Source organism: Micromonospora sp. NPDC005215 (genome assembly GCF_040607915.1).
Taxonomy (GTDB): domain Bacteria; phylum Actinomycetota; class Actinomycetes; order Mycobacteriales; family Micromonosporaceae; genus Micromonospora.
Window position 1 is genome coordinate 48,558 of the sequence record NZ_JBEXHQ010000007.1, and the last position, 20,736, is coordinate 69,293.

Here is a 20,736-nt window from a genome sequence, read left to right on the forward strand (position 1 = left end):
GCGGCCGGCGCCCGGGGCGTCGCCCCCGCATTGCCGCCGTGCTGCTCGGGCAGCCGTCCCGCGCTTGAGCCGCTGCGCTCAGGCTTCCGGGGCGCCGGTGTAGAAGGCGGTGGTACGCGCGGCGGCGGCGTTCGCCTCGTCGGGGTCGGTGCCGGCGGCGATGCTCGCCGCGCCCCACAGTCGGCTGCTCAGCTCCATGGCCCGTCGGCCCTCGGCGGAGGCGGTCCACTCGGCGCTCTGCTCCGGGGTGACTCCGCTGCCGTCGCCGGCCAGGTGGGAGGCGAGACCGAGCAGCCCGAGATCCCAGCCGACGCCGACCGCGCCCGGCCCGAACTGGGCCCACCGGTCCTGGTCGACGTGCGCGATGTGGTCCAGGTCGAGGCGCGCCCGCTCGTCGTCGACCTGGGTGATCCGCACCTCGATCCAGCTCACCTCGTTGCCGTACTCCCAGGTGGCGGTGAAGCGGTGCGGCGGCTCGCAGCTCTCGACGACTCCGTGGGCGTTGCCCTGGAGCTCGTACTTGCCGTGCAGCCGCAGGTCGCCGGAGATCGGCAGGAACCAGCGGGGGATGCGCTCGGCGTTGGTGCAGGCGTCCCACAGATCCTCGGCCGTCGCCTGGTAGGTCTGGCTGATCGTGGTCACCCGAGCCTCGCCGGCCTCCAGGGTGCGGCTGCCGACCGTGCGCTGCACGGCGTTGATCTGCTCGGTGGCGTCGAACATCAGGTGTTCCTCTCGTCGGGTGGGTCGGCCGGCTCGCAGAGCCGACGTTCGCGTCGGCCCCGGGCCAGCTCGGTGGCGAGTGCCGCCAGGGGCGGGGTCCAGAACCGGCGGAAGTGCTCCAGCCAGCCGTCGACCTCACGCAGTGGCAGTGGGTCGACCGCGTACAGCCGCCGGGCGCCCTCCGGCCGCACGGTGGCGAAACCGTTGTCCCGTAACACCTTGAGGTGCTGGGACACGGCGGGCTGGGAGATGCCGAACTCGTCGCGGATCACCGCGCTGACCGCGCCGGCGGTCTGCTCGCCGGCGGCGAGCAGCTCCAGGATGCGGCGCCGGACCGGATCGCCCAGCACGTCGAAGGCGTGCACGACGACAGTTATATCAGCAGCAGCTTATTTAAGCCAAGGATGATGAACCGATCAGCTTGTCCAGCCGGATCGGCAGGTCCCGGATCCGCACACCGGTGGCATGGTGCACCGCGTTGGCGACCGCCGCCGCCGCGCCGACGATGCCGATCTCGCCGATGCCCTTCACCCCGGCCGGGTTCAGCTCGTCGTCCCGCTCGTCCAGCCAGTACGCCTCGATGGACTCAACGTCCGCGCAGCCGGTGATGTGATAGGTCGCCAGGTCGTGGTTGACCCAGTCGCCGTACCGCTCGTCGAGTAGGCCCTCCTCGTGCAGGGCCATCGACAGCCCCATCGTCATGCCGCCGATGAGCTGACTGCGGGCCGTCGTCGGGTTCACCACCCGACCGGCCGCGAACACCCCGAGCATCCGGTTCAGGCGTACCTCGCCGGTGTCCGCGTCCACCCGCACCTCGACGAACTGCGCCCCGTACGCGTACCGGGGCAGCGCGGGCTGCCCGCCCACCTCGTCGGCGGTGTCGGCCTCGGCGGTCACCTCGCCGGAATTGTCGCGCATCTTGTCGCGCACGGCCTGGCAGGCGCGGATCACCGCCCAGCTCCAGCTCGCGGTGCCCATCGAGCCCCCGGCCACCGGCGCGGTCGGCAGGGCGCTGTCCCCGATCTGGATCTCCACCCGCTCCGGCGGCACCCCGAGGGCGTCGGCGGCCACCTGCCAGATCGCCGTGCGGGCGCCGGTGCCGATGTCGGTGGCGTTGATCCGGACCAGGAAACTCCCGTCCGGCCGGGCCGTGGCCGTCGCCGAGGACGGCCTGGCCCGAGCCGGGTAGCTCGACCCGGCCATCCCCGTGCCGACCAGCCAGCGCCCGTCGCGCCGGGCGCGGGGCGTCGGGTCCCGGTCGGTCCAGCCGAACCGCTGCGCACCCTCACGCAGGCAGGCCACCAGGTTGCGGCTGGTGAACGGCCGCCCCTGGTCGGGGTCGACCGCCGTGTCGTTGCGGATGCGCAGCTCCACCGGGTCGATGCCGGCGGCGATGGCCAGCTCGTCCATCGCCGACTCCAGGGCGTACGCGCCGGGGCACTCGCCGGGGGCGCGCATCCAGAACGGCGTGGGCACGTCGAGGCGGACCAGCCGGTGCGTGGTGCGGCGGTGCGGTGCGGCGTACATGCTGCGGGTGTAGACGGCGGTCTGCTCGGCGAACTCCCGGATGGTCGAGGTCTGGCTGATCGCGTCGTGGCAGATCGCGGTGAGTCGCCCGTCGGCGTCGGCGGCGAGACGGACCCGCTGGATGGTGGGGGTGCGGTAACCGACCGGCCCGAACAGCTGCTGGCGGGTCAGCGCCAGCTTCACCGGCCGGTCGACGTGCCGGGCCGCGAGGGCGGCCAGCACCACCGAGGACTTGGCGTACCCCTTGCTGCCGAAGCCGCCACCGACGTGTTCGGCGACCACCCGGATCGCCTCCGGGGGCAGCTCGAACAGCTCGGCCAGCGTGGCCCGCACCGACGACGAGCCCTGGGTGGAGTCGTGCACCAGCAGTTGGCCGTCGCGCCACTGCGCCGTCGTGGCGTGCGGCTCCATTGGGTTGTTGTGGTACGCCGGCGTGCGGTACGTGACGTCCACCCGCACCGGTGCCGCCGCGTACCCGGCGTCGAAGTCACCCTCGGCGGTGTCGGTCGGATAGCTGGGGTTGACGTGATCCGGCCGGTACAGGCCGGGGTGCTCGTCGGTGAGCACTGTGCTGTGCGGGCCGGCGTCGTAGTCGATCCGGACCAGCCGGGCGCCCTCGCGGGCCGCCTCCAGGCTGGTGGCCACCACCACGGCGACGTACTGCCCCCGGTAGTGCACCGCCGGCTCCTGCAACAGCCACAGCTCCGATTCGGGGCCGGGCGCGAGGCGGGGCGCGTTGCCGTGGTGCAGGACGGCCAGCACGCCCGGCGACGCGAGCGCGTCGGTGGTGTCGACCCGGGTGATCCGGCCCCGGACCACCGCCGACGGCACCGCCCAACCGAAGGTGACCCCGTCCACCGGGTACTCCACCGCGTACCGGGCTGTGCCGGTGACCTTCTCGCGGCCCTCCAACCGGGGGTACGCGCGGCCGACGGCGTCGGTGGTCACGACGATGCCAGCTCGCTGAGCGCCCGCACGGTGATGGCCCGGGTCAGCGGCACCTTGAAGCCGTTGTGTCGCAACGGGCGGGCCTCGGCCAGCTCCGCGTCGGCGGCCCGCGCGGCCAGCTCGGGGCTGAACGGTCGACCCCGCAGCTCCTCCTCGGCCCGGTACGCCCGCCACGGTCGGTGCGCCACCGCCCCGTACGCCAGCCGCACGTCGCGGACCACGTCGCCGTCGAGGTCCAGCACCGCGGCCACCGAGCCGGCGGCGAAGGCGAACGAGGCCCGGTCGCGCACCTTGAGGTACGTCGAGCGTCGCGCGGCCGGCAGCGGCGGCAGTCGGACGGCGGTGATCAGCGTTCCCCGGGCCAGGGTGGTCTCCCGTTCCGGGTGCGTGCCGGGGGAGCGGTACAGGGCGGCGATCGGGATGTCGCGGGGCCCGTCGGTCTCGTGCACCTGCACCACCGTGTCGAGTGCGGTCAGCGCCACGGCCAGGTCGGACGGGTGGGTGGCCACGCACTGTTCGGACCAGTCCAGCACCGCCAGGTCGCGGTTCTGGCCGTGCAACGCGGCGCAACCGCTGCCCGGTTCACGCTTGTTGCATGCCTTGCCGGTGTCCTGGAAGTAGACGCAGCGGGTGCGCTGCAACAGGTTGCCGCCGGTGGTGGCCATGTTGCGTAGCTGTCCGGAGGCGGCGGCGAGCAGGGCGCGGGCCAGCACCGGGTAGTCCCGGCGGACCACCGGGTGGGCCGCGAGGTCACTGTTGCGGACGGTCGCGCCGATCCGCAGCCCGCCCTCGGGCAACTCCTCGACGGTGTCCAGCGGGAGCCCGGTCACGTCCACCAGCACGTCGGGGCGTTGCACCCCGAGTTTCATCAGGTCCACCAGGTTGGTGCCGCCGCCCAGGTAGGCCGCGTGCGGCTCGGCGCTGAGCACGGCGACCGCGTCGGCCACGTCGGCCGGCCGGTGGTAGCGGAACGCCCTCATCGCGTCGCCGCCCTCATCGCGCCGGCCGCCGTCTCGCGCAGACCCGCCGTCTCGCGGACGGCCGCCACGATGTGCGGGTACGCGGCGCAGCGGCACAGGTTGCCGGCCATCCGTTCGCGGATCTCCGTGTCGCTCAGCTCAACGGGTGCGCTCAGGTCGTCGGTGACGGCGCTGGGCCAGCCCCGGGCGACCTCGTCGAGCATCCCGCGGGCGGAGCAGAGCTGCCCCGGCGTGCAGTAGCCGCACTGGAACGCGTCGTGCGCGATGAACGCGGCCTGCATCGGGGACAGCTCGTCCGGACCGGCCAGCCCTTCGACGCTGACCACCGAGCGGCCGTCCACGGTGACCGCGAAGATCAGACAGCTCTTCACCCGGCGACCGTCCAGCAGCACCGTGCAGGAGCCGCACTGGCCGTGGTCGCAACCCTTCTTCGCCCCGGTCAGGCCGAGGTGCTCGCGCAGCGCGTCGAGCAGTGTGGTGCGGTTGTCCAGCGTCACCGCCCGGGCCGAGCCGTTGACCTCGAACGCCACCCGGGACGAGTGCCGCTCGTCGGTTGTCGTCGCGTTCTCGGGTCCGCCCTGCACCGGCCCAGATTAGCTTTACCGGTACGAACAGGGGCGAATAACGCGGGAGGTGGCCTGGGTGGAGGATCTGCCGATGACCGCCGGACTGCTGCTGGCCGCCGGGGCCGGTCGGCGGTACGGACGCCCGAAGGCGCTTGTCGAGCTGGCTGGCGAGCCGCTGGTGCGGCGTGGGGTCCGGCTGCTCGGCGACGGCGGCTGCACACCCGTGCACGTGGTGCTCGGAGCGGGCGCCGACGAGGTGCCCGACCTGCCCGGCGCGGTGCCGGTCCACCACGACCGCTGGCCCGAAGGGCTGGGATCGTCACTGTGCCGGGGTCTGGCCTCGCTGCCGGCCGACGTGCCGGCCGCGGTCGTGGTCCTCGTCGACCAGCCGCTGCTCAGCCCGGTCGCCATCCGGCGGGTGCGGGCGGCGTACGCCGGCGGTGCGCTCGTCGCCGTCGCCACCTACGCCGGCCGTCCGGGGCACCCGGTCCTGCTGGGTCGGGGCAGCTGGCCGCTGCTGGACAGCTACGCGATCGGCGACCGGGGTGCCCGTGACCTGCTGCGCGACCGGCCGGACCTGGTGGTCGAGGTGCCCTGCGACGACGTCGGCGCTCCGCTCGACGTGGACACCCCGGCCGACCTGCTGCGGCTGGTCAGCGACGGGTGAGCCAGCGGGGCAACCCCTCGCTTGTCACAGCGTGATAGGTGATCATGACGATGACGCCGATCAGGCCCAGCAGCGGGTTGACGAACCAACCGAGCAGACCGCTGAGCCCGTAGAGGATCAGGCCGGTGACCGGTCGCAGCCGTTGCCTGCGCGCGTACTCGGGACCGACCCCACGCCGCAGCAGCGCCGGGTGTCGGTGCAGGTAGCTGAAGAACACCAGCCAGGGGGCCGACATCAGGGCGGCGGCCAGGGCGTACAGGGCCACGGCCGCGCGCTGGTCGTCGGTGTCGCCGTGGGTGAACGCCGACGCCAGCACTGCGGTGGGGAACGGAATGATCACCGCACCGAAGAGCACGCCGAGGTTGATCCAGCTCAGCGTGAGCGTGGTGCCGCGGATCAGCCGCAGCAGCGCGTGGTGGTTGAGCCAGAGCACCCCGACGTAGACGAACGACACCACGAAGGCCAGGTAGGAGGCGCCCTCGCCGAGCAGGCCGGTCAGCAACTCGCCCCCGTGGTACTCCGGCACCCGCAACTCGATGACCAGCAGTGTGATGACGATGGCGAAGACGCCGTCGCTGAAGGCCGTCATCCGGTCGATGCCTGACACTCGCGCTCCGGCGTCGGGCTGCTCGACCTCGTCGGGTGCTGCGGACATTGCCGCAGGCTAGCCACTCGGCGCGACGGCCGGTGGCGATTTCGTCCGACCGGGACACGAACGGCCGCCCAGGGTCACCCCGGGCGGCCGCCGCACTGCCCGCCGGTCAGGCCACCGGTGTCGCGGCGCCGGTCGCGCCGGCGAGACGCTGGTGGGCGCGGATCAGCTCGGCGTAGCGCAGGCCGCTCGCCTTCACCGTCCGGCGCTGGGTCGGGTAGTCGACGTGCACCAGCCCGAAGCGCTTGTCGTAGCCGTACGCCCACTCGAAGTTGTCAAGCAGTGACCAGACGAAGTAGCCGTCCAGGGGCACACCCCGGGCCACCGCCGACGCGCACGCCGCCAGGTGCTGCTCCAGGTGGTCGGTGCGCTCCTTGTCCTCCACCGTGCCGTCCACCGTGACCTCGTCCGGCCAGGCCGAGCCGCTCTCGGTGACGATGATCCGGCCCGGCCGGTACTCCTCGTGCACGTCGACAAGCAGCCGCTCCAGACCCGCCGGGTACATCTCCCAACCCATCGCGGTCTCCACCGAGCCGGGCACCGGCACCTGCCGGGCGTACGGCGCCGCGCCGGTCGGGTCGTCGACCACCAGTTGCCGGAAGTAGTAGTTCACCCCGAGGAAGTCGGTGGGCGTGGCGATCACCGCGAGGTCGTCGCCGCGTACCGGTGGCTCGACCCCGTAGGTGGCGATCATGTCGGCCGGGTAGCCGCGCCCGTGGATCGGGTCCAGCCACCACCTGTTGACGTGCCCGTCCGCCCGGCGGGCCGCCGCCACGTCCTCGGGTCGGTCGGTGGCCGCCTCGATCGGGCTGAGGTTGAGCACCAGACCCACCGAGGCCGGTCGGGCGGCGTTGGCGCGGATCGCCTGGGTGGCCAGGCCGTGCCCGAGCAGCACGTGGTGCGAGGCGTGCACCGCGCGGGTGAGGTCCCGCTCGCCGGGGGCCATCTTTCCCTCCAGGTGCCCGATCCAGCACACGCAGAGCGGCTCGTTCACCGTGTTCCAGTCGGCGACCCGGTCACCGAGCCGGGCGGCCACCACCGCCGCGTAGTCGGCGAACGCCTCGGCGGTGGCGCGCTCCGGCCAGCCGCCCCGGTCCTGCAACGCCTGCGGCAGATCCCAGTGGTACAGCGTGACGAACGGCCGGATCCCGTCGGCGAGCACCCTGTCGACGAGCCGGTCGTAGAAGTCCAGCCCGGCGGGGTTGACCCGACCGACGCCGTCGGGCATCACCCGGGGCCAGGCCACCGAGAAACGGTACGCGTCCACGCCGAGCCGGCGCAGCAGAGCCAGGTCCTCCGGCCACCGGTGGTAGTGGTCGCAGGCCACCGCGCCGGTGTCGCCGTTGTCGACGTTGCCGGGGATCGCCGAGAAGGTGTCCCAGATGGACGGCGCCCGGCCGTCGACGTCGACGGCCCCCTCGATCTGGTACGCCGCCGTGGCGACACCCCAGAGGAAGTCGGGTGGCAGCTTGGACAGGTCGGGCACGGGACGGGTCTCCTCTGGGATTGACTGACTCACTTGACCGCGCCGGCGGTGAGACCGGCCACGAAGTAGCGCTGCAGGGCCAGGAACCCGACGACGACCGGGACGCTGACCACCAGCGAGGCGGCCATGATCTGGTTCCAGTAGACGTTGAACTGGGTGGAGTAGCCCTGGAGGCCGACGGCCAGGGTGCGGCTGCCCTCGTCGGTCATCACCGACGCGAAGAGCACCTCGCCCCAGGCGGTCATGAACGCGTACACGGTGACCGCCACGACGCCGGGCACGGCGGCCGGCAGGATGACCTGGAACAGGGTGCGCAGCGGCCCGGCCCCGTCGACCTGCGCCGCCTCGTCCAGCCCTCGGGGGATCGAGTCGAAGTAGCCGACAAGCATCCAGATCGAGAACGGCAGCGAGAAGGTCAGGTACGTGATCACCAGGCCGGTACGGCTGGCGTACAACTCGATGCCTGTGGCGTTGCCCAGGTTGACGTAGATGAGGAACAGCGGCAGCAGGAACAGGATGCCGGGGAACATCTGGGTGGACAGCACCGTCACCGAGAAGACACCCCGGCCCCGGAACCGGTACCGGCTGACGGCGAACGCCGCGAAGATGGCCACCGCCACCGAGCAGAGCGCCGCGATGCTCGACACCACCAGGCTGTTCACCAGGTACCGGGCCAGTGGCACGGTGCTCCACATGTCCACGAACGGTTGCAGCGTGGGCCGGCTCGGCCACCAGGTGAAGCCGTTCTGCACGTCCTGCAACGGCTTCGCCGCGGAGGTCACCATCACGTAGAGCGGAATGACGACGAAGAGGGTGAGCAGGGTCAGCACGATGCGCCGGCCCCAGCGCTCACCGGCGGTCTCACGCATGGTCGTCCCTCCGACGGTTGGTGATCAGCAGGTAGGCGGCCGAGACGATCATCAGGAACAGCAGCAGCGCCACCGACATGGCCGAGCCGGAGCCGAAGTCCCAGGTCTTGAAGGAACTGCGGTAGATGTGGATGGAGATGAGGTCGGCCTGCTCGGGGGCGGAGCCGCCGAAGAGCACGAACGGGGTGTTGAAGTCGTTGAAGGTCCACAGGAACAGCACCAGCAGCAGCACCAGGTTCACCGGCCGCAGCATCGGCAGGGTGACCGAGCGCAGCCGACGCCAGAACCCGGCGCCGTCGATCGCGGCGGCCTCGTACAGCTCGCCCGGCACGTTCTGCAGACCCGCCATCAGGCAGAGGAACGCGAACGGCCAGTTGCGCCACACCGACACCACAAGCAGCGACCAGAAGCTGTTGTCACCGATCAGCCAGAACGGCCGCTCGTTGAGCAGCCCGAGCTGGTCGACCAGGACGTGGTTGACCAGGCCGGTGTCGCGTTGCAGCAGGAAGCTCCAGGTGATCACCGCGGCGTAGACCGGCAGGGCGTACGGGGTGAGGAAGAGCGCCCGCAGGATCGCCCGGCCCCGGAACGGCTTCTGCAACACGACCGCCGCCGCGATGCCGAGCAGCCAGGCGAACCCGACCGAGAGCAGGCTGTAGGCCAGGGTGACCCAGAACGAGTGCAGCAGCTCCTTGCCGGCGGCGCTGTTCAGGTCGAGCGTCGCCCGGTAGTTCTCGAACCCGACGAAGGGCGCGGTGGACCAGTCGCGGATGTGAAACTGGGTCAGCTCCAGCAGGCTCATCCAGACCCCGACCACCATCGGGATCACGTGGATGGCGAGTTCCAGCACGATGGCCGGGGCGAGCAGCAGATACGGCAGGAGTGAGCGGCGGGGGCCGCGGGGCCGGCGGGCCGGCCCCCGGGCCGGTGACCCGGCCCGGGGTTCGCGCCGGTCGGCGTCCGGCGCGGTGGTGCTGGTTGCCATCGGGGTCCTCTCGGAGGCGGTGGCCGTGGCCAGGCTCAGCACCTGACCACGGCCACCGGTGACGCCTGGGTCAGCGCATCTTCTGCTGCGCGTCGGTCAGCTTCGCCTTCACCGAGGCCTCGGTGACCGGCTTGCCGCTGGCCGCGTCCGCGAACAGCTCCTTCATTGCGGTGCCGACCAGGGTCTCGAAGGTGCTCTCCTCGGGCACCTGCGGCAGCGGGGCCGCGGTGGTGACCAGGGTCTCCTGGATGGTCTTCTGCTCGGTGGCGCTGAACGCCGGGTCGGAGCCCGCGGTCTTCACCGCCGGCAGCGAGCCGTACGTCTTGTTCAGGAGCGTCTGCTCCTCGTCGCTGGTCATGAACTTCACGAAGCTCAGCGCGCCGTCGCGGTTCTTGGTGTGCTTGAAGACCGCCATGTTGATGCCGGCGACCATGCTGTTGACCTTCTTGCCGCCGGCCGGCGGGTTGGCCAGGAACGGCACCGGGGCCACCCCGTACGCGTCGGCCGGCATGTTCTGCGTCTTGAGGTTCGAGCCGGCGGACTGCCACAGCAGCATGGCGGCCTTGCCGTTGGCGAAGTCGGAGACCGACTGGTTCTGCGCGTACTCCGCGTTGCTCGGGTTGGTGATCTTGTCGGCGGCCATGAAGTCGACGTAGCGCTTGATCGCCGAGACGTTCTGCGGGGTGTCGAAGGTCGGCTTGCCGGCCGAGTCGAACCACTCGCCGCCGTACTGCTGGCTGAAGGTGAACGCGTGGTGGGCGTTCTCCGACGGGTTCGCCCCCTCGATCGCCAGGCCCCACTTGCCGCCGGTGCTCAGCTTCTTGCCGTCCTCGGCGAGCTGCTCCCAGGTGGTCGGCGGCGCGGTGATGCCGGCGTCGGCGAACGCCTTCTTGTTGTAGTACAGGCTGTACGCCATGCTGTAGAGCGGCACGGCGGCCGGCGGCTTGCCGGGGGCGCCGGCGGCGGCGAGCGCGGCGGGCACGATCCGGTCCTTGCCGCCGACGGCCGTCAGGGCAGCGTCGTCGAACTCGACGAGCGCGCCGGTGGCCTGCAACGACGCCGACCAGGTGTTGCCGATGTTGACCACGTCCGGGCCCTTGCCCGAGGCGGCGGCGGCGAGCAGCCGGTTGAGCAGGTCCGACCAGGGGACCACCTCGACGCTGACCTTGATGCCGGTCTGCTTCTCGAACTTGTCCAGCTCGGGCTGGAGGATGGTCTTGTCGGCCTCCAGGCTGGCGCCCTGGTTGCTGGCCCAGTAGGTGAGCGTCTTGGGCGATGCGGCGGAGTCGTCGCCGGAGCCGCCGCAGGCGGTCAGCGAGGCGGCGGCCAGTACGGCGGCGGTGAATATCCCGAGGTGTCGTCTCGACACGGGTCAGCCCTTCCGGTGCGTGGTGGGGGTCCGCCGACCTCCGTCGCCGATAGGGGTCGAAGGCGACGGGCGGCCGGCTGCGGACAGGGTTCGGGGGTGCGCCGTCGGGGTCCGTCGGCGTTTCCCGGGAGTTACATCACGGCTTAAATTATGTCGTCATTAAAGTGGCTGGTCGGTGGGTCGTCAAGCACGAGGCGGTTACAGTCGCCTCGAACGGCCGACGGGAACGAGGTGTCGAGTGGAGCTGGCGCGTGCCACCAACCGCAGCGTGCGGCTGCGCAACCGGTCCGCCCTGCTGACCAGGCTCTTCCTCGACGGCCCGCTCACCCGCCAGGACCTGGTGCGCAGCACCGGGCTGAGTCAGCCGGCGGTCAGCAACGTGGTGGCCGACCTGATCGACGAGGGGCTGGTTGCCGAGGCCGGCGCCGCCGAGTCCGACGGCGGCCGACCCAGCATGCTGCTGCGGATCGCGCCCCGCTTCGCCTTCGTGGTCGGCGTGGACGTCGGTGAGACCCGGGTCCGGGTGGAGCTGTTCGACTTCGCGATGACCCTGCTGGCCAGCATCGAGTACCCGCTCGACCCGGCCCGGACCGAGCCTGACCTGGTGGCCGGGCACGTGCTGGCCGGCATCGACGCGGTGACCGGGCAGGCGCAGGTCGCCCCCGGCGACGTGCTCGGCGTCGGCATCGGTGTCTCGGGCGTCGTGGAGCAGGGCGTCGAGGCCGTCGTGCACGCCCAGGCCCTCGGCTGGGACCGGGTGCCGCTGGAGCGGCTGATCAGCGCGGGCACCGACCTGCCCCTGCACATCGACAACGGCGCGAAGACCCTCGGCCAGGCCGAGATGTGGTTCGGCGCCGGCCGGGGCGCCCGGCACGCCGTCTTCGCGCTTGTCGGCTCCGGCGTGGGCGCGTCGGTGGTGACGGGCGGCGCCACCTACCGGGGCGCGTCCAGCAGCGCGGGGGAGTGGGGGCACACCACCCTGGTGTACGGCGGCCGGGCCTGCCGGTGCGGGGCGCGCGGCTGCCTGGAGGCGTACGTGGGCGCGGAGGCGATCATCGACCGCTACCGGGAGGCGCGCCGGGGTCGACAGGTGCCGGGCGAGGACGAGGAGTCCCAGCTCGCCGCGCTGGTCGCCGCCGCCGACACCTCGGTGACCGCGCGCCGGGTGCTGGACGAGACCGCCGGCTATCTCGGCGCGGGCGTGGCCAACCTGATCAACCTGTTCAACCCGGAGCGGGTGGTGCTCGGCGGCTGGGCCGCGATGGCGCTGGGCGACCTGCTGCCGGCCGTCCGCGAGGCCGCCGGCCGGCAGGCGTTGCGCCAGCCGTTCGAGCAGGCGTCGATCGAGCTGTGTCGCCTCGGCGTGGACGCGGTGGCGTTGGGCGCCGCCACGCTGCCGATCGCCCGCTTCCTCACCGAGGGCGGCGTCCGCCGCTGAGCGGAGACGACGGCAGCGCCGACGGCAAATTACACAAAAAGAATCCTCGGGATAAATAACAGTCTTATAGATCGATGTCTTGACGCCGCCGCAATCTCGCCGCAACACTCCTACGAGAGCGCTCTCCGACCCGCGGCGCCGCATCGGCGGCACCATCCACGGCACCACGGGGCGAGCCCGATCCCACCCTCGCGGCATCCGTAGCCCCCTATCGACAGGCGATGTCATGAAATCTCGTGCAACATCCGTACGCCCGCGTCCCCGACGGGCCGTTCGACACCTGCTCGTCGGGCTCACCGTGGCCCTGGTCGCGGCGCTCACGCCGGCCGGTCCCACCACCCCCGCGCAGGCCGCGCCCACCCTGCTCTCGCAGGGCCGGACGGCCACCGCCTCGTCCTCCGAGAACGCCGGCACCCCCGCCAGCGCCGCAGTGGACGGCAACACCGGCACCCGCTGGGCCAGCGCGTTCAGCGACCCGCAGTGGCTCCAGGTCGACCTGGGCAGCCGGGCCACCATCAGCCAGGTGAACCTGCTCTGGGAGGGCGCCTACGGGCGGGCCTTCCAGCTCCAGACCTCCGACGACGGTGCCACCTGGACCACTGTCTACTCCACCACCACCGGCACCGGCGGCACGCAGAACCTCACCGTCACCGGCGCCGGCCGCTACGTCCGGATGAACGGCACCGCCCGGGGGACCGGCTACGGCTACTCGCTCTGGGAGTTCCAGGTCTACGGCGAGACCGGCGGCAGCACGCCGACCTGCGGCAGCACCAACGTCGCGCAGGGCAGCCCCGCGACCGCGTCGTCCACCCAGGATGCCGGCCTCGCGGCATCCGCCGCCGTCGACGGCAACACCGGCACCCGGTGGGCCAGCGCCGCCAGCGACCCGCAGTGGCTGCGCGTCGACCTGGGCAGCACCCGCACGATCTGCCGGGTGGTGCTCACCTGGGAGGCCGCGTACGCGAGGGCCTTCCAGCTCCAGACCTCGGCCGACGGCGCCACCTGGACCACCGTCTACTCCACCACCACCGGCGCCGGGGGCACCCAGTCGCTGACCGTCAGCGGCAGCGGCCGATACCTGCGGATGTACGGCACCGCGCGAGCCACCGCCTACGGCTACTCGCTGTGGGAGCTGGCGGTGAACACCACCGGCGGCGGGACCAGTGAGCCGCCGGTCGACGGGACCGACCCGCGTAACCCGAACCTCGGGCCGAACACGTTCGTCTTCGACCCGAGCACCCCGACGTCGACCATCCAGAGTCGGCTGAACACCCTCTTCACCCAGCAGGAGACCAACCAGTTCGGCCCGCAGCGTTACGCGGTGCTGTTCAAGCCCGGCACCTACACCGCCGACGTGAACCTCGGCTTCTTCACCCAGGTCGCCGGCCTCGGGATGAGCCCGGACGACGTCAACCTCAACGGCCACGTCCGCACCGAGGCGTTCTGGATGGGCGGCAACGCCACCCAGAACTTCTGGCGGGCCGCCGAGAACCTCTCGGTCACCCTGCCCGCCGGGCAGACCGTGGAACGGTGGGCGGTGTCCCAGGCCGCGCCGTACCGCCGGATGCACCTGCGCGGCGGGCAGAACCAGATCCAACTCTGGAACGGCGGCGACGGCTGGTCCAGCGGCGGACTGCTGGCCGACACCCGCATCGACGGGTTGGTCGTCTCCGGCTCGCAGCAGCAGTGGTACTCCCGCAACAGCGAGTTCGGCAACGGCTGGACCGGCTCGGTGTGGAACATGGTCTTCCAGGGCGTCACCGGCGCACCGGCACCGAGCTTCCCCAACCCGTCGCACACCGTCATCGCGCAGACCCCACAGGTACGCGAGAAGCCCTTCCTCTACGTCGACGGCACCGGCGAGTACCGGGTGTTCGTGCCGGCGCTGCGCACCAACGCGACAGGCACCAGCTGGTACAACAAGACCCCGGCCGGCTCTTCGATCTCACTGTCGCAGTTCTTCGTCGTCCAGGCCGGCACCAGCGCCGCCACCATCAACGCGGCCCTCGCCCAGGGCAAGCACCTGCTCTTCACCCCGGGCGTGCACCACGTCACCGAGCCGATCCAGGTCAACCGGGCCGACACGGTGATCCTCGGCCTCGGCCTGGCCACCATCCAGGCCGACAACGGCAGCGTCGGAATGCGGGTGGCCGATGTGGACGGCGTCAAGGTCGCCGGTCTGATGTTCGAGGCCGGCACGACCAACTCGCCGGTGCTGATGGAGGTGGGGCCGTCCGGTTCGTCGGCGAGCCACGCCAGCAACCCGACCTCGCTGCACGACGTGTTCTTCCGAATCGGCGGGCCACACGTCGGCAAGGCCACCAACACGTTGACCGTCAACAGCGACAACGTGATCGGTGACCACATGTGGCTGTGGCGGGCCGACCACGCCGCCAGCGGCGTACCGACCGGGTGGACGTTGAACACCGCCGACACCGGGCTCACCGTCAACGGCGACAACGTCACCATGTACGGCCTCTTCGTCGAGCACTACCAGAAGTACCAGACCACCTGGAACGGCAACGGCGGCCGGACGTACTTCTACCAGAACGAGCTGCCGTACGACGTGCCGAACCAGGCGGCCTGGATGAACGGGTCGACCCGGGGCTACGCCGCGTACAAGGTCGCCGACTCGGTGACCAGTCACCAGGCATGGGGGTTGGGCAGCTACAGCTACTTCAACGTCAACCCCGCAGTGGTCGAGGAGCGGTCCTTCGAGGTGCCCACCAACCCCAACGTGCGCTTCACCAACATGGTCACCGTCTCGCTCGGTGGCGTCGGCACCATCAACCGGGTGATCAACAACGCCGGTGGCACCGCGAACGCGGCCAACCAGACGGTGTACCTGACCACCTACCCCTGACCGGGGCGCCCGCGCCGGCCCGGCCGTCTGACGGACCGGGTCGGTCGGGTCGCACCGTGGGCCGAGGCCGGCCCGGTCCCGCCGAGACCGGGCCGGCCCTGGTCGTGCGATCTCAACCGGCCAGCACCTCGGCCGCCGCCCGCTCACCGGCTCGCACCGCGCCCTCCAGGTAGCCACTCCAGCGGGTGGCCGTCTCGGTGCCCGCCCAGTGCACCCGCCCCACCGGCGCGCGCAGGTGCGGACCGTACGTCCGCCACGTGCCCGGGGTGAGCGCACCGGAGAAGCAGCCGCGGGTCCACTCCTCGGCCGACCAGTCGTACTCGATGACGTCCACCGGATCCGCGGCGCGCGGTCCGACCACGCTGGCGAACGCCTCCAACAGGCATCGCCGACGCCGCGCGGGGGACAGGCCGCGCAGCGCGGCGGCGTCGGTCGAGTAGCTGAACCCGGTCAGCACCCCGAGCGGCGAGGTCGGGGTGGAGTTGTCGACCGTCTCGGTGAGCGGCCCGGCGCTGCTGGTGGCCACCCCGGAACGCCCGTCGGCACGCCAGAACGGCTCCGGGTAGACGGCGTGCACCTTCAGCGCCGACCCCATCGGCATGCGTTGGGTGAGCCCGTCGCGCAGCGGGGGCAGCGGCGGGTCGTACCGGATCCGGCCGGCCAGTGCCGGGGCCAGCGCGACCACCACGGCATCGCCGTCGACGCGCCCGGTGTCGGTCCACGCGGTCGCGCCGTCGACTGTCTGTTCGATGGCCCTTACCGGCGCGGCCAGCGTCAGCGTGCCCGGCGGCAGGGCGGTGGCCATCCGCTCGGCCAGTGCCGACGGCCCGCCCACGATCCGATCCTGCTGCGCGCCGCCGGCCATCCCCAGCAACGGCCCGGTCCCGCCGGCGCTGCGCAGGTAGAACAGCAGGTGCAACAGGGACAGCTCATCCGCGCCGGTGGCCAGCAGCCCGCCGGCGAGCAGTCGTCCCAGGTAGTCGACGGTATCGTCGTCCCCGGCAGTGCTGGCGAGCCACCCGCCGAGGGTCGTCCGGTCCCACCGCGAGGCCTCCGGCGTCGCCCAGGGTGCCGCCGGGTCCAGTCGGGCGGCGTACTCGTCGAGCAGGCCGAGCACCCGGCCGACCTGCGCCGGCGGCTCGGCCCGGCGCTGACCGGCCCAGAGCACTGTGGGCCCGCCGACCGATGCCGAGGCGAAGGTGGCCAGCCCGTGCTCGGCGACCAGCGCGTACATCCGGTCCTGGGTCGGGCCGATCCACTGCGCGCCCAGGTCGAGTTGCGTGAGTTCGGGCAGCCAGCGGGTCAGCACCCGACCACCCACCCGGTCGCGGGCCTCCAGCAATCGCACCTGGGCACCGGCACGGGTGAGCGCCAGCGCGGCGGCGAGCCCGGAGAAGCCGGCGCCGACCACGACCACCCGCAAGCCGTCGGCCACACCGGGGTCTACCCACAACCGTCGCAGGCATGACTACCGGCTCCGGTCGCGGCACCGGCGAACCGTACGTACCCCCTGTCCTTCGTCCTTTGCTCTGCACCCACCGAGGCGACACCCCGGGCCGGCGCACCGTCGCCTCCATGGGTGCAGAGCAAAGGGGGCGCCAACACCGGGCCGGGCCGGTGCCGACAATTTTCCGCCGGCCTGTCGATCCGGGCTGCGGCCGATCGTGTGGAGGATGAGAGGCCGGTGCGAGGCCGGCCGCCCGTGAGGAGGAACCATGACGCTCTACCTGCTCAGCATGCACCAGCCCCAGGGCGAGCTGTGGTCCGCGCCGACCTGCTCGCCCGGCTCGGTCGGGACACGCAGGCCGTCGAGGCGTACCGGACAGCTGTCGCCCTGACGGACAACGCGGCCGAACGGGCCTTCCTCACCGCCCGCGCGGCGGCCCTGGCGGCCCCCTGAGCGGGCGTTTGCCGCCGGTCCGGGCCGGGAAACCGAGGCGCCGGCCGCAGCAGTGGAGGGGGAGGCGCCATGGCGTACCGTTCGGCGACCGCCGGCACCGTGCCCGACCTGTCCACCCTCACGCTCGGCGTCGAGGAGGAGTTCCTGCTGCTCGACCCGGACAGCGGGCGCAATCTGCCGGTGGCCGACCAGGTGCTGGCCGCGCTGCGCGGCCCCGCCCGGGACCAGAGCCGCCAGGAGTTCCGGCACAGCATGGTGGAGATGGTCACCCCGGTCTGCGCCGACCTCGCCGAACTGCGCGCGCACCTGGTGGCGCTGCGCCGCTCCGCCGCCGAGGCCGCCACGGCGGCCGGGGCCCGACTGGTGGCGGTCGGCGCCACCCCGGTGGCCGAACCGCACCGGACGGTCCCCGACGCACCGCGCTACCACGCGATGTCGCGCCGGTACGGGCCGGTGGCGCACGACCCGGCGGTGTGCGGCTGCCACGTGCACGTCGGACTGCGCGACCGGGAACTGGCTGTGCAGGTCTGCAACCACCTGCGGGTGTGGCTGCCGGTGGTGCAGGCGATCACCACCAACTCGCCGCTGCACGACGGGGACGACACCGGACACGCCAGTTGGCGTTCGATGCAGTTGGAACGGTGGCCCAGCATCGGTCCGACGCCGTACTTCGACTCGGTCGCCGACTACGACCGCACTGTCGACGAGCTGATCGCCGCCGGCATCATGCTCGACGCGGCGATGGTCTACTGGTACGCCCGACCGTCGTCGGCCTACCCGACCGTGGAGGTGCGGGTCGGTGACGTCTGCACCGAGGTGGACGACGCGGTGCTGGTCGCCGCGCTGGTCCGGTCGCTCGTCGCCACCCTCGCCGACGACGTGCGCGCCGGGGTGACCGCCCCGCCCGTCCGCGACTGTCTGGTCGCCGCCGCGCACTGGCGAGCCGCCCACGACGGCCTCGACGGCGAACTGATCGACCTGCGCGCCGGCGGCACCCGACCGGCCTGGGCGCTTGTCGACGAGATGATGGCCGTGATCGCGCCGGCCCTGCTGCGCCACGGCGACCTGGGGTACGTGTTGGCGCAACTGGCCCGGTTGCGCCGCGACGGCACCGGCGCGACCCGGCAGCGCGGGGTGCTTGAGCGCACCGGTGACCTGCGTGCCGTCCTCGACGACCTGGCCGCCCGCACAGCCGCCGGCTGAACCGGTCGCCGGCTGACCGGCGGCCCGCGACCCGGCGGCGAGCGGCGCGGCTCAGCGGATGTCGTGCGTCTGTAGCCACAGCTCCAGCAGGCCGAGCTGCCACAGCTTGTTGCTGCCGGCCGCCGCCTCGGCCCGGTCCGGCTCGGCGAGCAGACGTGCCACGTACTCCGGGCGGAACAGCCCTCGCTCCCGCGCGGCCGGCGCCTGCAACGCCTCGGCGACCATCTCGCGCACCGGGCCGTCCACGTTGCGCAGCGCCGGCACCGGGAAGTAGCCCTTGGGGCGGTCGATCACCTCGGCGGGCAGCACCTCCCGGGCGACCTCCTTGAGGACGCCCTTGCCGCCCTGGGCGACCTTGTGCTGCGGAGGGCAGTGCGCCGCCAGGGTGACCAGGTCCTGGTCGAGGAAGGGCGTGCGCACCTCCAGGCCCCACGCCATGCTCATGCTGTCCACCCGCTTGACCGGGTCGTCGGGCAGCATCAGGTGGGTGTCCAGGCGCAGCACCGCGTCCAGCGCGGTCTGTGCCCCGGGCGCGGCGAGGTGCTCGGTGAGCAGCTCCCGGCTGGCGTCGTGCTCCAGCGCGTACGCCGGGCCGACGATGGCGCGCAGCTCGTCGTGGTCGCGGTCGAAGAACGCGGCGGCGAACGTTTCGGCTGCGCTGTGCCGGGGCGCCTCGGTGAGCGGCTGGTGGTAGCCGTAGCCGGCGAACACCTCGTCGGCGCCCTGCCCGGACTGCGCCACCTTGACATGCCGCGCCACCTGCTCGGAGAGCAGATGGAAGGCGACCACGTCGTGGCTGCCCATCGGCTCGGTCATCGCCAGCACGGCACGCCGGACCGCGGGCACCAGATCGTCGTCGGCCAGCCGGATCCGGTGGTGGTCGGTGTCGTACGCGCCGGCCACCAGGTCCGAGTAGTGGAACTCGTCGCCGGACTCGCCGTCCCGGCTGTCGAAGCCGATGCTGAACGTGCGCAGGTGCTGCTGGCCGGCCTCGGCGAGCAGCGCCACGATGAGGCTGGAGTCCAGTCCACCGGAGAGCAGCACGCCGACCGGGACGTCGGCGACCAGCCGTCGGCGTACCGCCGTGCGCAGCGCGTCCCCCACGGCGGCCCGCCAGTCCGCGGCGTCCATTCCCGCGTCGGCGGGCTCCCGCACGTAGTCGGGTCGCCAGTACACCTCCTCGCGGCTGCGCCCGTCCGCCTCGATCACCCGCAGGGTGGCGGGCGGCAGCTTGCGCACACCGCGCAGCACGGTCCGCGGCGCGGGCACGATGGAGTGCCAGGACAGGTAGTGGTGCAGCGCCACCGGGTCGACGCCGGTGTCCACGTCGCCGGCGCGCAACAGCGCGGGCAGGGTGGAGGCGAACCGCAGCCGCCCGGGGGACTCGGCGAGATAGAGCGGTTTGATGCCGAGCCGGTCGCGGGCCAGGATCAGCCGCCGCCGCACCCGGTCGACCAGCCCGATCGCGAACATGCCGACCAGGTGGTCGACGAAGCGTTCACCCCAGTGCGCGTACGCGACCAGGATCACCTCGGTGTCACTTGTGGAGTGGAAGGCGTACCCGGCGTTCTGCAACTCTTCGCGCAGCTCCGGATAGTTGTAGACGCAGCCGTTGAAGACCAGCGCCAGGCCCATATCGTCGCGGACCATCGGCTGCCCGCCCGCGTCGGACAGGTCGATGATGGTCAGCCGGCGGTGCCCGAGGGTCACCCAGCCGTCGGCGAACAGGCCCTCGTCGTCCGGGCCGCGCGAGCGCATCGCCTCGGTCATCCGGGTGACCGCCGCCGCGTCGGGTGACCGGCCGTCGAAGCGCGCCTCCCCGCTGATCCCGCACATCAGCCGGGGCGGTGGTTCGGGTGTGGCACCAGCGGCACGAGCATCCTCCTGTCACCTCGCCCCCCGGCCGGTGAGGGCCGGTCCCGCCGACCGGACGGGGCCGCTGGCTACCCGTGCGCGGGGCGGGCAAACCGGCTGCGTGCGCGGGTGGGAAACCCGCAGCGGGCGCGAGGCGGCTATTCCCGCGTGTGCGGGCGGTTTTGCCGCCGCGCGGGCCTGGCGGGATCGCCGTCGCTCAGGCGCGCAGGGTGCGCAGGATGCGGGCCAGCTCGGCTCGGTCGGTGCCGTTGAGGTGGCCGAAGAAGCGGTCCGCCTCGGCCCGGCGAGCGGTCCGGATGGCGGCGCTGAGGCGCTCGCCCTCCTCGGTGAGCGCGACCAGGGTGGCCCGCCGGTCGGCCGGGTCGGGTCGGCGTTCGACGAGCCCACGGGCCTGCAGGTCGTCGACGACCTCGGTTGCCGAGCGGGCCGCGATGCGCAGGTGCTCGGCGAGCGTGCCGGGGCGCACCTCACCGTGGCGGCCCAGCACACCGAGGGCTCGGGACTGGCTGGGGGAGATGTCCCAGGGGGCCAACGAGTCGCGGGTCTGCCGCCGCAGACGGGACGCCACGGCCCAGAACGTCTCGGCCAGGCTGTCGTCGTCGCCAGTCCCGGTGGTGTCCTCGGTCACCGGAATACCGTAGCAGCCAATGCGGTTGTTCCCTCATGTTGAGGTAACCTCAGCATATCC

General features: G+C 72.2%; 18 protein-coding genes. 5 read left to right on the forward strand and 13 right to left on the reverse strand.

What is annotated here, in order from left to right; translation table 11 throughout:
* Positions 1–78: 78 nt before the first annotated feature.
* Genes ABZU25_RS08425 through ABZU25_RS08445 form a run of 5 tightly spaced genes read right to left on the reverse strand, consistent with a single transcriptional unit; the run spans position 79 to position 4,705 of the window.
* Positions 79–720: an SRPBCC family protein gene (locus tag ABZU25_RS08425; RefSeq protein ID WP_355028665.1), complete on the reverse strand. Its 642-nt coding sequence runs from the start codon at positions 718–720 to the stop codon at positions 79–81.
* Positions 720–1,085: a metalloregulator ArsR/SmtB family transcription factor gene (locus ABZU25_RS08430; RefSeq protein WP_355028666.1), complete on the reverse strand. Its 366-nt coding sequence runs from the start codon at positions 1,083–1,085 to the stop codon at positions 720–722. Before ABZU25_RS08430 ends, ABZU25_RS08425 begins: the two co-directional genes overlap by 1 nt.
* A gap of 28 nt (positions 1,086–1,113) precedes the next feature.
* Positions 1,114–3,195, reverse strand: a complete 2,082-nt coding sequence (locus ABZU25_RS08435) for a xanthine dehydrogenase family protein molybdopterin-binding subunit (RefSeq protein WP_355028667.1) — start codon at positions 3,193–3,195, stop codon at positions 1,114–1,116.
* Positions 3,192–4,175 carry a xanthine dehydrogenase family protein subunit M gene (locus ABZU25_RS08440; protein WP_355028668.1) on the reverse strand — a complete coding sequence of 328 codons (984 nt, stop codon included), beginning with the start codon at positions 4,173–4,175 and terminating at the stop codon, positions 3,192–3,194. Before ABZU25_RS08440 ends, ABZU25_RS08435 begins: the two co-directional genes overlap by 4 nt.
* Positions 4,172–4,705 (reverse strand): 2Fe-2S iron-sulfur cluster-binding protein, encoded by a 534-nt coding sequence (locus tag ABZU25_RS08445; RefSeq protein WP_355028758.1) that lies wholly within the window; start codon positions 4,703–4,705, stop codon positions 4,172–4,174. Before ABZU25_RS08445 ends, ABZU25_RS08440 begins: the two co-directional genes overlap by 4 nt.
* A gap of 112 nt (positions 4,706–4,817) precedes the next feature.
* Here ABZU25_RS08445 and ABZU25_RS08450 point away from each other — a divergent pair, with 112 nt between their 5' ends.
* Positions 4,818–5,408: a nucleotidyltransferase family protein gene (locus tag ABZU25_RS08450; protein ID WP_355028669.1), complete on the forward strand. Its 591-nt coding sequence runs from the start codon at positions 4,818–4,820 to the stop codon at positions 5,406–5,408.
* On the opposite strand, the gene ABZU25_RS08455 is transcribed toward ABZU25_RS08450, so the two are convergent.
* The 5 genes from ABZU25_RS08455 to ABZU25_RS08475 form a co-directional block, all read right to left on the reverse strand.
* Positions 5,395–6,063: a TMEM175 family protein gene (locus ABZU25_RS08455; RefSeq protein WP_355028670.1), complete on the reverse strand. Its 669-nt coding sequence runs from the start codon at positions 6,061–6,063 to the stop codon at positions 5,395–5,397. The genes ABZU25_RS08450 and ABZU25_RS08455 overlap by 14 nt on opposite strands.
* Positions 6,064–6,169: 106 nt before the next feature.
* Positions 6,170–7,546 carry a GH1 family beta-glucosidase gene (locus tag ABZU25_RS08460; RefSeq protein ID WP_355028671.1) on the reverse strand — a complete coding sequence of 459 codons (1,377 nt, stop codon included), beginning with the start codon at positions 7,544–7,546 and terminating at the stop codon, positions 6,170–6,172.
* 29 nt (positions 7,547–7,575) lie between these two features.
* Positions 7,576–8,415 carry a carbohydrate ABC transporter permease gene (locus tag ABZU25_RS08465; protein ID WP_355028672.1) on the reverse strand — a complete coding sequence of 280 codons (840 nt, stop codon included), beginning with the start codon at positions 8,413–8,415 and terminating at the stop codon, positions 7,576–7,578.
* Positions 8,408–9,400, reverse strand: coding sequence for a sugar ABC transporter permease (locus ABZU25_RS08470; protein WP_355028673.1), 993 nt, complete (start codon positions 9,398–9,400; stop codon positions 8,408–8,410). Before ABZU25_RS08470 ends, ABZU25_RS08465 begins: the two co-directional genes overlap by 8 nt.
* Positions 9,401–9,470: 70 nt before the next feature.
* A complete protein-coding gene (locus ABZU25_RS08475; RefSeq protein ID WP_355028674.1) occupies positions 9,471–10,769 on the reverse strand; it encodes a sugar ABC transporter substrate-binding protein in 1,299 nt (432 codons plus the stop codon).
* Positions 10,770–11,007: 238 nt separating this feature from the next.
* Here ABZU25_RS08475 and ABZU25_RS08480 point away from each other — a divergent pair, with 238 nt between their 5' ends.
* Both ABZU25_RS08480 and ABZU25_RS08485 read left to right on the forward strand, forming a co-directional pair.
* Complete coding sequence (locus ABZU25_RS08480) at positions 11,008–12,207, forward strand: ROK family transcriptional regulator (RefSeq protein WP_355028675.1); 1,200 nt, start codon at positions 11,008–11,010, stop codon at positions 12,205–12,207.
* Positions 12,208–12,433: 226 nt separating this feature from the next.
* On the forward strand, positions 12,434–15,070 hold the full coding sequence (locus tag ABZU25_RS08485; protein WP_355028676.1) for a discoidin domain-containing protein: 2,637 nt from the start codon (positions 12,434–12,436) through the stop codon (positions 15,068–15,070).
* Positions 15,071–15,182: 112 nt separating this feature from the next.
* On the opposite strand, the gene ABZU25_RS08490 is transcribed toward ABZU25_RS08485, so the two are convergent.
* Entirely contained in the window at positions 15,183–16,505 is a 1,323-nt protein-coding gene (locus ABZU25_RS08490; protein ID WP_355028677.1) for an FAD-dependent oxidoreductase, read from the reverse strand.
* A 324-nt stretch (positions 16,506–16,829) separates the two neighbouring features.
* Between ABZU25_RS08490 and ABZU25_RS08495 the strand changes: the two genes are divergently transcribed.
* A complete protein-coding gene (locus ABZU25_RS08495) occupies positions 16,830–16,970 on the forward strand; it encodes a hypothetical protein (RefSeq protein WP_355028678.1) in 141 nt (46 codons plus the stop codon).
* Positions 16,971–17,039: 69 nt separating this feature from the next.
* Positions 17,040–18,173 (forward strand): glutamate--cysteine ligase, encoded by a 1,134-nt coding sequence (locus ABZU25_RS08500; protein ID WP_355028679.1) that lies wholly within the window; start codon positions 17,040–17,042, stop codon positions 18,171–18,173.
* A 51-nt stretch (positions 18,174–18,224) separates the two neighbouring features.
* Here ABZU25_RS08500 and ABZU25_RS08505 read toward each other — a convergent pair whose 3' ends face one another.
* Together ABZU25_RS08505 and ABZU25_RS08510 are read right to left on the reverse strand one after the other, a co-directional pair.
* Entirely contained in the window at positions 18,225–20,009 is a 1,785-nt protein-coding gene (locus ABZU25_RS08505) for an N-acetylglutaminylglutamine amidotransferase (protein ID WP_355028680.1), read from the reverse strand.
* A gap of 235 nt (positions 20,010–20,244) precedes the next feature.
* A complete protein-coding gene (locus tag ABZU25_RS08510; RefSeq protein WP_355028681.1) occupies positions 20,245–20,676 on the reverse strand; it encodes a MarR family transcriptional regulator in 432 nt (143 codons plus the stop codon).
* Positions 20,677–20,736 lie beyond the last annotated feature (60 nt).

Bases quoted from the DNA above. Each gene is read 5' to 3' on its own strand.
- ABZU25_RS08425 (WP_355028665.1), bottom strand. From the start codon at position 720: ATGTTCGACGCCACCGAGCAGATCAACGCCGTGCAGCGCACGGTCGGC.
- ABZU25_RS08440 (WP_355028668.1), bottom strand. From the start codon at position 4,175: ATGAGGGCGTTCCGCTACCACCGGCCGGCCGACGTGGCCGACGCGGTC.
- ABZU25_RS08455 (WP_355028670.1), bottom strand. From the start codon at position 6,063: ATGTCCGCAGCACCCGACGAGGTCGAGCAGCCCGACGCCGGAGCGCGA.
- ABZU25_RS08465 (WP_355028672.1), bottom strand. From the start codon at position 8,415: ATGCGTGAGACCGCCGGTGAGCGCTGGGGCCGGCGCATCGTGCTGACC.
- ABZU25_RS08470 (WP_355028673.1), bottom strand. From the start codon at position 9,400: ATGGCAACCAGCACCACCGCGCCGGACGCCGACCGGCGCGAACCCCGG.
- ABZU25_RS08485 (WP_355028676.1), top strand. From the start codon at position 12,434: ATGAAATCTCGTGCAACATCCGTACGCCCGCGTCCCCGACGGGCCGTT.
- ABZU25_RS08500 (WP_355028679.1), top strand. From the start codon at position 17,040: ATGGCGTACCGTTCGGCGACCGCCGGCACCGTGCCCGACCTGTCCACC.
- ABZU25_RS08505 (WP_355028680.1), bottom strand. From the start codon at position 20,009: ATGTGCGGGATCAGCGGGGAGGCGCGCTTCGACGGCCGGTCACCCGAC.